Below are 10,435 nucleotides of genomic sequence, written 5' to 3'. Positions count from 1 at the left end.
CCGAGGCCAGCGTCTGGTTCTCGGCCTGGATCTGCACGCCTTCCTTGGCCTCGACGGCCTGGTGCAGGCCATCGCTCCAGCGGCGGCCCGTCATCAGGCGGCCGGTGAACTCGTCGACGATCACGACTTCGCCGTTCTGCACGACGTAGTGCGTGTCGCGGTGATACACGTGGTGCGCCCGCAGCGAGGCGTACAGGTGGTGCATCAGCGTGATGTTGGCGGCGTCGTACAGCGACGCGCCCTCGGCCAGCAGCCCGGCCTGCGACAGCAGCCGCTCGGCGTTCTCGTGACCGTCTTCCGTGAGATAGATCTGGTGCGACTTCTCGTCGACGGTGAAGTCGCCCGGCTCGATCACGCCCTCGCCGGTGCGCGGATCCAGCTCGCCGATCTGGCGCTTGAGCAACGGCGCGACCGCGTTGATCGCGACGTAGAGCTGGGTGTGGTCCTCGGCCTGGCCCGAGATGATCAGCGGGGTGCGCGCCTCGTCGATCAGGATCGAGTCCACCTCGTCGACGATCGCGTAGGCCAGCCCGCGCTGCACGCGGTCGCGGACCTCGTAGACCATGTTGTCGCGCAGATGGTCGAAGCCGTATTCGTTGTTGGTGCCGTAGGTGACGTCGGCCGCGTAGGCGGCCTGCTTCTCCTCGCGGGCGAGGCCGGCGTAGTTGATGCCCACCGTCAGGCCGAGGAAGCGGTACAGCCGGCCCATCCACTCGGCGTCGCGGCGCGCCAGGTAGTCGTTGACCGTCACGACGTGGACGCCCTTGCCGGTCAGCGCATTGAGATACACCGGCAGCGTCGCCATCAGGGTCTTGCCCTCGCCGGTGCGCATTTCAGCGATCTTGCCGGCGTTCAGGACCATGCCGCCGATCAGCTGCACGTCGAAGTGGCGCATCTTCAGCACCCGCTTGCTGCCTTCGCGGCACACGGCGAAGGCCTCGGGCAGGATGTCGTCGACGGACTCGCCCTGCGCGATGCGCTGCTTGAACTCCTCGGTCTTGGCGCGCAGCTGCTCGTCGCTCAGCCCCTCGAACTGCGGTTCCAGCGCATTGATCTGCTGGACGACCTTGCGATAGGTCTTGAGCAGGCGCTCATTGCGACTGCCGAAAATCTGGGTCAAAAGCTTGGGCAACATGCAGCTTTGGAAGTTCTTGGGTAGGCCCGGTCGGCCGGGCTCGGACGCCCGGGCGCCGCCTCGGGGCGGCCGCGAGGGCAGCGCCGCGTGACCGGTGCACCTGAGGCCATCAGCCTCGGATTGCAAGCGCCAGCGCGGAAAAAAACCGGCGGAGTTTAGCACCCGCCCCTTGAGCGTCCCCGGCCCGCAGGGCCGACGGGAGCCACCGCCCGTCCCCGGGTTTTCCAGTGTCCGGACTACACTGCCGCCCCATGGCCCCGCGCTACCTGCCCCCCCGCGTCAAGTCCGACACGCCCGATCCGCTGGACTTCGGCCGGGCCATGTCTCGCCACGGCGTGCTGGCGCGGCTGGGACAGCAACTGGCGCTGTCGCAGCGCCACCTGGCGGCGGTCAGCGTGGCCCTGCCCGGCGCCATGAAGCGCTTCGTGCAGGCCGGCACGCTCGACGAGCACGGCTGGACCCTGGTCGCCGACAACGCCGCCATCGCCGCCAAGCTCCGCCACCTGCAGCCGACGCTGCTGCAGCTGCTGCGCGAGGAAGGGCTGCTGCTTCAGGGCGAGTTGCGCATCCGGGTCCGGCAGGGCTGAGCGGCCGCGGATCGTCATCGAGCCATTCCTGACAAGACCCGGCCCCTGGCCGGGCGCTGGATGGCATGCCGTCGGGCAGCCGGCTGCGGCTGTCCAACGGCGTCGTGAGGCGCTGGCCTCAGTCCTTCCGGCGCAGGCGGCGAACGCCGCCCAGGCCCGCCAGCGCGATGGCCGCCAGCGCCAGCGACGCGGGTTCCGGCACGTCGTTCTGGTTGGCGCCCTCGACGTTCAGGATGTCGAACGCCCAATGCGCGTCGCGTGCACGGCCGTTGGCATCGCAGAACACGCCGTTGGCGCATCGGCCGGCCAGGAAGTTCGGGTTGCCGTCGTAGGTGAAGCCGTTCGACAGATTCGGACCGCGTGCGAAGTTGTCGAACTGCATGATCGCGACGGTATAGACACCGGCAGTCAGGGTGAGGTTGAGACAGGTATCCCAACGCGCGCCACCGACTGGATCGGGATTCACTGCGGCGCCGCCGCAGGCGCCGGTGGTGTTGCTGGTGGCGTCGTCGTTCTGGCCCACCAGCACGCCGGCGGCATTGAACAACGCCAGGATCGGGTCGAAGCCCCCCGCCGCGACGGCGTTGCCATTGGACTGCGTGCCGCCGGCATAGCTGTACGTGATCAGACGGACCGCCGAGGCGCCGTTCGCGGTGAACGTGAAGGTCTGGACGTCGTTGGCCTGGGTGAAGCCGCCGGTGAACGAGAAGTTCGTGGGGGCGGCCTGCGCGACCGCGGCGCAACCCAGCGCTGCGACGGTGGCCAGGGCGGCGGCGCCGCGACGGAACAAGCTCTGCATGAACACTCCCTGTGGGTGCCGGCGTCTTGGAGGTATGGCCGGCGCGTTGAACACGGGGGCGGCTTTAGCAAACCCTGTGCCAGATTGAAATCCTCTTCAGGATCAACGATCTAGGGCATGCGAGGTGATGGGCTGCACACAGGTGTCAAAGCGGCCGACAGTGACTTCCGGGCGATGGACGGATACGCGGACGTGCGGACCGACAGCGCTCACAGGGCGCCCGCCCAGAAAGGCCGAAGCCCCGATCCGTCCTGGGACGAATCGGGGCTTCGAAGCGTTCGATGGTGCCGGCTATCGGATTCGAACTGATGACCTACCGCTTACAAGGCGGTTGCTCTACCAACTGAGCTAAGCCGGCACACGGAAAACTGGGGCGCCGCGGAAATCGCGGCGCGGGCTGCATTCTAGACGCAGCGAAGCGGTGGCCGGAGCGAAAAGACACCCCTGCCCCCCCGCGCTTGAGCGAGCGTCAGACGCTCACTTGATCCGCTTGAGCGCCGGGCGGCCGCCCGACGGGCCCGCGCCGGGATCGTCGTCGTCCGGCGTGGACGGCGTCGCCGCCGGCGCTGGCGCCAGCACAGGCTCCGGCCGGGATTCGGCGGGGGCGCCGCCATTGCCGCCGCTGCCCTCGGACGCCAGACGCAAGCCTCTCGGCCCCGGCGTCGCGGGGCCGCGGGGGGCCGCCGCCTCTTCCGGACCCGGAGGCGGGAAGGCCATGCCCTGCCCGTTCTCCCGCGCGTAGATCGCGACCACGTGATCCACCGGCACGATGATCTCGCGCGCCACGCCGCCGAACCGGGCCTTGAACTGAATCAGCTCATTGCCCAGGTCCAGGTGGCTCGTGGCGTCGAAACCGACGTTGAGCACGATCTCGTTGTTGCTCACGTACTCCAGCGGCACCTGCACCAGTCGGTCCACGTGAACCGCGATGTAGGGCGTGAAACCGTTGTCGGTGCACCACTCGTGCAGGGCGCGGATCAGATACGGCCGCGTCGAGCTGGCAGCGTTGCCGCCGCCGTCCTTGCTGTCATCCATAACGACGCAGTGTATTACTTGCGCATCACCTTCTCGGACGGCGTCAGTGCCTCGATGTAGGCCGGACGCGAGAAGATCCGCTCGGCGTACTTCAGCAGCGGCACGGCGTTCTTCGACATGTCGATGCCGTAGTAATCCAGACGCCACAGCAGCGGCGCGATCGCGACGTCCAGCATCGAGAAGTCGTCGCCCAGCATGTACTTGTTCTTCAGGAAGATCGGCGCCAGCTGCGTCAGCCGGTCGCGGATCTGCGAACGGGCCTTCTCCAGCTGCTTCTCGGTCGGCTTGACCGGCTGGCCGCGGTTCTCCAGCACGTTGACGTGGGCGAACAGCTCTTTCTCGAAGTTGAACAGGAACAGACGCACGCGCGCACGGGCCACCGGGTCACCCGGCATCAGCTGCGGATGCGGGAAACGCTCGTCGATGTACTCGTTGATGATGTGCGACTCGTACAGGATCAGATCGCGCTCGACGAGGATGGGCACCTCGTTGTACGGGTTCATCAGCGCGATGTCCTCGGGCTTGGCGAACAGGTCGACATCGCGGATCTCGAAGTCCATGCCCTTCTCGAACAGCACGAACCGGCAACGGTGCGAGTAGGGGCAAGTGGTTCCGGAATAAAGCACCATCATGGCAGTGGACTCCTGATCGACGCCTCTCGGCGTCCTCGTTTTCTAACAACAACACCAGCCCGAGGCCGGCGCGGTCAAAGACCAAACAAACAAACGACAACGCAGTGGGAGCCTTGCGGCGCCCCACTGCGCTTGAGGGCCCGGCCTTCGGCCGAGCCATCGGTTCTTACTTGATGTCCTTCCAATAGGAGGCGTTCAAGCGCCAGGCGAACACGGTGAACCCCAGCAGGAACAGCACCACGATGATCCCCAGCCGGAAACGCAGGCCCTGCGCCGGCTCGCCCATCCACTGGAGATAGGCGACCAGGTCGCCCACGGCCTCGTCATACTGCTGCGTCGTCATCGTCCCGGGCGTGACCTGTTCGAAGCCCTTGAAGACATGCGTGACCCGGTTCGGGTCATGCGGGTCCTTTTCTTCCTCGAACCTGGCGGTGCGGACGCCCTGGAGTTCCCACAGCACGTGCGGCATCGCCACGCTGGGGAAGGCGAGATTATTCCATCCCGTGGCCTTGGTTTCGTCGCGGTAGTATTTTCTGAGGTAGGTGTAGAGGTAATCCGCCCCGGTTCCCTTGGCGCCGTCGGCTCGCGACCGGGCGATCACGGTCAGATCCGGCGGGGTCGCGCCGAACCAGTCCTTGGCCTGCTTCGGGTCCAGCGAGACCTTCATCGTCTCGCCCACCTTCTCGCCGGCGAACAGCAGGTTGTTCTTGATCTGCTCGTCGGTCAGGCCGATGTCCTTCAGCCGGTTGTAGCGCATGAAACTCGCGCTGTGGCAGTTCAGGCAGTAATTGACGAAGAGCTTGGCGCCGTTCTGCAGCGAGGCCAGGTCATTCATCTTCTGGACCGGGAAACGGTCCCACTCGATGCCGCCCTCCGACGCGAGCGCCGTCGACGTCAGTCCCGCGCCCAGGCACAGCGACGTCAGCAGCGTGGCGATGATTTTCTTCATTCGTTCGACTCCGTGACGTTGGCGGTTCAGTGCGGGTGAAACGTGACGCGATCGGGCACCGGCTTGAACTGGCCGGCCTTGCTCCACCACGGCATCAGCAGGAAGAAGCCGAAGTAGTACAGCGTGCCGATCTGCGACACGATCGTTCCCGCATCCGACGGCGGCTTGACGCCCAGGTAGCCGAGCACGAGGAAGAGCAGCACGAAGATGCCGTAGAGGTACAGGTGCCAGTCGGGCCGGTAGCGGATCGACTTGACCGGGCTGTGATCCAGCCAGGGCAGGAAGAACAGGATGATGACCGCGCCACCCATCACCACCACGCCCCAGAACTTCGCGTCGAAGGTCAGCAACAGCGCGATCCCCACCACCGCGCCCACGAGCACGATGCCCTTGCCCAGCGCCGACAGCCCGCCGCGCAGCAGCGTGACGATGGCCGACAGCGCGATCACGCCGCACAGCACCTGGACCATCACGTCCGTGGTGGCGCGCAGCATCGAATAGAAGGGCGTGAAGTACCAGACCGGCGCGATGTGCGGCGGCGTCTTCAGCGGGTCGGCCGGGATGAAGTTGTTGTACTCCAGGAAGTAGCCGCCCAGTTCCGGCGCGAAGAAGATGATCGCGGAAAAGACCATCAGGAACAGGCCCACGCCGAAGATGTCGTGCACCGTGTAGTACGGATGGAACGGGATGCCGTCCAGCGGCCGGCCCTGCGCGTCCTTCTTCGCCTTGATCTCGACGCCGTCCGGGTTGTTCGAGCCCACCTCGTGCAGCGCGATGATGTGCGCCACGACCAGGCCGAGCAGCACCAGCGGCACCGCGATCACGTGGAAGCTGAAGAAGCGGTTCAGCGTCGCGTCGCCGACGACGTAGTCGCCGCGGATCAGCAGCGCCAGGTCCTGGCCGACGAAGGGCACGGCGGCGAACAGGTTCACGATCACCTGCGCGCCCCAGTACGACATCTGCCCCCAGGGGAGCAGGTAGCCCATGAAGGCCTCCGCCATCAGGCACAGGAAGATCGCGCAGCCGAAGATCCACACCAGCTCGCGCGGCTTTCTGTACGAGCCGTACAGCAGCCCGCGGAACATGTGCAGGTAGACCACGACGAAGAACGCCGAGGCGCCCGTCGAGTGCATGTAGCGGATCAGCCAGCCCCACGGGACGTCCCGCATGATGTACTCGACCGACGCGAACGCCAGCGCCGAGTCGGGCTTGTAGTGCATCACCAGGAAGATCCCGGTGACGATCTGGATCACCAGCACCAGCAGCGCCAGCGAGCCGAAGATGTACCACCAGTTGAAGTTCTTCGGAGCGTAGTACTCCGACATGTGCTCCTTGTAGAGCTGGGACGCGGGGAACCGGTTGTCCACCCAGGTCATCAGCCGGACGCCCATCGGAGCGCCGGCAGGTGCTTCCTTGAATTCAGCCATGTCGTGGATCTCGCTCCGGGTTAAGCCTTCTTGTCCTCACCGATCAACAGCTTGGTGTCCGACAGGAATGTGTACGGGGGCACCTCGAGGTTGTCGGGGGCGGGCTTGTTCTTGAAGACCCGGCCCGCCATGTCGAAGGTCGAGCCGTGGCAGGGGCACAGGAAGCCGCCGTGCCAGTTGTCCGGCAGCGAGGGCTGGGGGCCGGCCTGGAACTTGTCGCTGGGCGAGCACCCCAGGTGCGAGCAGATGCCCACGACGACGAGGTACTCGGGCTTGAGCGAGCGCCATTCGTTCTTGGCGTATTCGGGGATCGGGTAGGCCTTGCGATCGGACTGCGGATCGGCGAGTTCCGGATCGTTGCTCTTGAGCGCGTCGAGCTGCTCCTTGGTCCGGTGGACGATCCACACCGGCTTGCCGCGCCACTCGACGGTCAGCTTCTGACCGGGGGCGAGTCCGCCGATGTCCACTTCGACGGCGGCGCCGGCCGCCTTGGCGCGCTCGCTGGGAGCGAAGGTGCTGACGAACGGGACGGCGGTGGCCACGCCGCCTACTGCTCCCGCGCAACCGGTGGCGATGAGCCAGGTGCGCTTGCCTTGGTCCACTTGTGGGTCACTCATGAGGGTCCTTACAGGGAACTTCTGATCAGGGGCAACCAACGATTCTAGGTAAGAAAATCCTGGGCCGCCCCTAGGCGCTCTACCGATGTGCATCGATCCGCCACGTTGACATTTGTCGTGGCGCAAACGCCGTTAGGATGCTTGCCCGGAGGCGGAGGGCGACCCCGGGAAAGCGCTTGGTAGTGGGCGCCTTCGCACACGTCGAGCACAAGGAGCAAGCGATGGGTTTTTTGACCGAATTCCGTGAGTTCGCCGTCAAGGGCAACGTGATGGACCTCGCCGTGGGCGTGATCATCGGCGGCGCCTTCGGCAAGATCGTCGACTCGGTGGTCAAGGACCTGATCATGCCGCTGGTGGGCAAGGCGGTCGGCGGGCTGGACTTCAGCAACTACTTCATCCTGCTCTCCGAGCCGCCGAAGAACTACACCGGCCCGATGACCTATGAGGCGCTGACCAAGGCCGGCGTGCCGCTCTTCGCCTATGGCAGCTTCCTGACGGTGCTGCTGAACTTCATCATCCTGGCCTTGATCATCTTCATCATGGTCAAGCAGGTGAATCGCCTCAAGCGCCAAGCCCCCGCCGCGCCGGCCGAGCCCCCAGCCACCCCAGAGGACATCCAGCTGCTTCGCGAAATTCGCGACGCACTGAGACGTGACAAAGCGTAAAGCTTTTTTCAATCGTCACCTTTTGCGCACACGCCGGGTCGATCCCACCCGGACGAGGGATGGCCATCGCCGATACTTGTCATGTGGTGCGGTCACCACAACGTGCCTGATGCCTCGATGAACCGTCTGAACCCCCACGTCGACGCTGCGCTCCAGCGCGTGCGCCTGGCGGCGGAACAAGCCGCCGAGCGCGGCGCCGAAGGTCTTGGTCTCGCCGCGCTGTCCTCTGGACAGGCCAAGCGGCGGGATGCGCTGCTGTCCGCGCAATTCATCTTCCGCAAGCACCAGGCGCTGTTCTCGCAGCGCTTCGACCAGTCGATGCGGCAGCAGGCCGCGCAGACCCCTGCATCGCCCGCGGCGGGAACGCCGGTTGCCGGCGCCCGGCCCGCGGCCAAACCCACGCAGTGGGACGAGCTCTCGCTGATGGACGACGACCAGGTCAACACCCTGGTCGCGACCGACCGGATCGGTCTGGCCCTGGGCCATCAGAGCGAATGGGAGCTGCGCGAGGTCAATTCCTACATGAGCGACATCCCCGGCGTCCCCGAGGACCGTCATCCGCTGCGCACCCAGGCGATCGCGCAGGCGCTGATCGAGGGCGTCAATGCCGTCACGGACGACGCGGACACCCGCCAGGTGCTGACCGACGAACTCACCCGCGCGCTGTCGCTGGAGATGCGCGCCTGCTATGCGGACATCGCGGGCCTGTTCCGCAGCCGCGGTCTGAGGCCCCACGACATGCGCGTGCGCGGCACCGGCGGGACCGCGGGGGCCGCAGGCGCCTCGCGGGGCCCGTCCTCGCACGACGTATCGACCTCGGGCGTGCCGCTGCACGACAGCCGCTACGCGACGATGCCTGGCGCGCTGCACAGCATCCACGGCGGCCGGCCGGGCATGCTGCACAGCATGGCGGGCGCGTTCCAGGGGAGCGGTCATGGCGGCTACGTGGCCACGGGCGGAGGCCTGGGCGGCGGGCACATCGATCCGCAACTGATGGAGCTGCTGCGCCGGCTGGCGCAGACGCCGATCGTCGGATTCGGCGGGGGGCCGACCACGGCGGGCGGACTGCCCCCCAACAGCCAGTGGCAAGGCTGGGACGCCGAGCCCGGCCCCTATGTCGAGGGCGGGCCCATCGTGCTGCCGCCCAACCTGATCCACCAGCACCGCGACGAACTGCGGCAGGCCGCCAGCGGCTCGCTCGACCACATGGTGATCGACGTCGTCGCCGGCCTGTTCGACCAGATCCTGTCCGATGCCAAGCTGCCGCCGCTGATGGCGCAACAGATCGCGCGGCTCCAGTTGCCGGTGCTGCGCGCGGCGCTGGGCGACCGCACCTTCTTCTCGTCGCGCCGGCATCCGGTGCGGCGGCTGGTGAACCGCATCGCGACGCTGGCGGCCGCCTACGACGACTTCACCGAGGACCCGGGCAAGTCCTTCCTCGCGCTGGTGCGGGACCTGGTCCAGGACGTGGTCAGCGGCGACTTCGACCGCATGGACCTGTACGAGTCCAAGCTGGGCCAGCTCGAGCACTTCATCGAGGAGCAGACCGCCCAGTCGCTGAAGGATCAAGGCGATGCCGCCTCGCTGCTCGAGCGCAAGGAGACCGAGCTGCGCCTGCAGCAGCGCTACATGCAGCAGCTGCAGCAGGCAATGGCCAGCGTCGACATGCGGGACTTCCTGCGCGACTTCCTGACGCAGACCTGGAGCGAGGTGCTGGTCCACACGTCGCGGCACCCCGACCTGGACGCGGCCCTGGTCGAGCGGCTGCGCCAGCTGGGCCGCGACCTGGTGCTGTCGGTGCAGCCCAAGACCACGCCGCAGCAGCGCCAGGCCTTCCTGGCCACGCTCCCAGTGCTGATGCGCACGCTCAACGAAGGTCTGGACCTGATCCGCTGGCCGGAGACCGAGCGCAAGAAGTTCTTCGCCGAGCTGCTGCCGGCGCACGCCGACTCGCTCAAGGGCCAGGCGCTGAGCCCGCTCGAATACAACCTGCTGGCCAAGCAGCTGGAGTCGGTCTTCGGCATGGCGCCGCCGCGCGAGCAGGATCTACCCGCGCCTGGCAGCGCGCCGCTGGACCTGGATCTGAGCGAGAAGCTGTCCGACGAGGAGGCGCAGCAGCTCGGTCTGATCGAGGACGAACACGTCGACTGGGATGGTCAGGTCGACATCGACCTCAGCGCCGAGGAGCAGCGGCCGCTGCAGGCGGTGGACATCAGCATCGACGGCCTGCCGGCCGCCGAGGAAGCGCCGTCACCGACCGCCGGCGAGCTGCTGGTCGATCACCTGCACATCGGCACCGCCTACCGGATGCACCGCGATGGCGACTGGGTGAAAGTGCGGCTGGCCCACATCAGCGCCACGCGCAGCTTCTTCATCTTCACGCACGGCACCAAGCATCAGGAGACGCTGACGATGACGGTGCGGATGCTGCGCAAGCTCTGCGAGGGCGGGCGGCTGCGGGCCTATGAGCACGCGCACCTGCTGGAGCGCGCCACCGCCCGCGCGCGGCAGCAGCTCGCGGCGCTGGGCAAGGCGTCCTGAAAGCAACCTGGATTCGTCCTGAATTCGTCCTGAACACGCGGCCCGAGG

At 66.8% G+C, this 10,435-nt stretch carries 10 protein-coding genes and 1 tRNA gene; 3 read left to right on the top strand and 8 right to left on the bottom strand.

Annotation, left to right across the window (positions count from 1 at the left end; all coding sequences use genetic code 11):
* A partial coding sequence (locus tag ABDW61_RS23460) for a DEAD/DEAH box helicase (protein WP_343642229.1) occupies nucleotides 1–1,135 on the bottom strand: 1,135 nt, incomplete at its 3' end.
* Between the two features lie 251 nt (nucleotides 1,136–1,386).
* On the opposite strand from ABDW61_RS23460, the gene ABDW61_RS23455 reads away from it, so the two are divergent.
* Entirely contained in the window at nucleotides 1,387–1,722 is a 336-nt protein-coding gene (locus ABDW61_RS23455) for a hypothetical protein (RefSeq protein WP_343642227.1), read from the top strand.
* Between the two features lie 118 nt (nucleotides 1,723–1,840).
* On the opposite strand, the gene ABDW61_RS23450 is transcribed toward ABDW61_RS23455, so the two are convergent.
* From ABDW61_RS23450 to petA, 7 genes are all read right to left on the bottom strand, one after another.
* The gene (locus tag ABDW61_RS23450) at nucleotides 1,841–2,521 is read right to left on the bottom strand and encodes a DVUA0089 family protein (RefSeq protein WP_343642226.1); all 681 of its coding nucleotides are present in this window, start codon (nucleotides 2,519–2,521) and stop codon (nucleotides 1,841–1,843) included.
* Nucleotides 2,522–2,803: 282 nt separating this feature from the next.
* Nucleotides 2,804–2,879, bottom strand: a tRNA-Thr gene (locus ABDW61_RS23445).
* A gap of 119 nt (nucleotides 2,880–2,998) precedes the next feature.
* Entirely contained in the window at nucleotides 2,999–3,556 is a 558-nt protein-coding gene (locus ABDW61_RS23440; protein ID WP_343642225.1) for a ClpXP protease specificity-enhancing factor, read from the bottom strand.
* Nucleotides 3,557–3,570: 14 nt separating this feature from the next.
* Entirely contained in the window at nucleotides 3,571–4,188 is a 618-nt protein-coding gene (locus tag ABDW61_RS23435) for a glutathione S-transferase N-terminal domain-containing protein (protein ID WP_343642223.1), read from the bottom strand.
* A 166-nt stretch (nucleotides 4,189–4,354) separates the two neighbouring features.
* Nucleotides 4,355–5,137, bottom strand: a complete 783-nt coding sequence (locus ABDW61_RS23430) for a cytochrome c1 (protein WP_343642221.1) — start codon at nucleotides 5,135–5,137, stop codon at nucleotides 4,355–4,357.
* 26 nt (nucleotides 5,138–5,163) lie between these two features.
* The gene (locus ABDW61_RS23425) at nucleotides 5,164–6,564 is read right to left on the bottom strand and encodes a cytochrome bc complex cytochrome b subunit (protein WP_343642219.1); all 1,401 of its coding nucleotides are present in this window, start codon (nucleotides 6,562–6,564) and stop codon (nucleotides 5,164–5,166) included.
* A gap of 20 nt (nucleotides 6,565–6,584) precedes the next feature.
* Nucleotides 6,585–7,181: a ubiquinol-cytochrome c reductase iron-sulfur subunit gene (gene petA / locus ABDW61_RS23420; protein ID WP_343642217.1), complete on the bottom strand. Its 597-nt coding sequence runs from the start codon at nucleotides 7,179–7,181 to the stop codon at nucleotides 6,585–6,587.
* 221 nt (nucleotides 7,182–7,402) lie between these two features.
* Between petA and mscL the strand changes: the two genes are divergently transcribed.
* Together mscL and ABDW61_RS23410 are read left to right on the top strand one after the other, a co-directional pair.
* Nucleotides 7,403–7,846, top strand: coding sequence for a large conductance mechanosensitive channel protein MscL (gene mscL, locus ABDW61_RS23415; RefSeq protein WP_343642216.1), 444 nt, complete (start codon nucleotides 7,403–7,405; stop codon nucleotides 7,844–7,846).
* Between the two features lie 117 nt (nucleotides 7,847–7,963).
* Entirely contained in the window at nucleotides 7,964–10,387 is a 2,424-nt protein-coding gene (locus ABDW61_RS23410; RefSeq protein WP_343642215.1) for a DUF1631 family protein, read from the top strand.
* The last annotated feature ends 48 nt before the right edge of the window (nucleotides 10,388–10,435 follow it).

The sequence above is a fragment of the Roseateles sp. genome (assembly GCF_039595595.1).
In the GTDB taxonomy this organism is placed as follows: domain Bacteria; phylum Pseudomonadota; class Gammaproteobacteria; order Burkholderiales; family Burkholderiaceae_C; genus Roseateles.
This window is presented reverse-complemented; position numbering and strand designations above follow the sequence as displayed.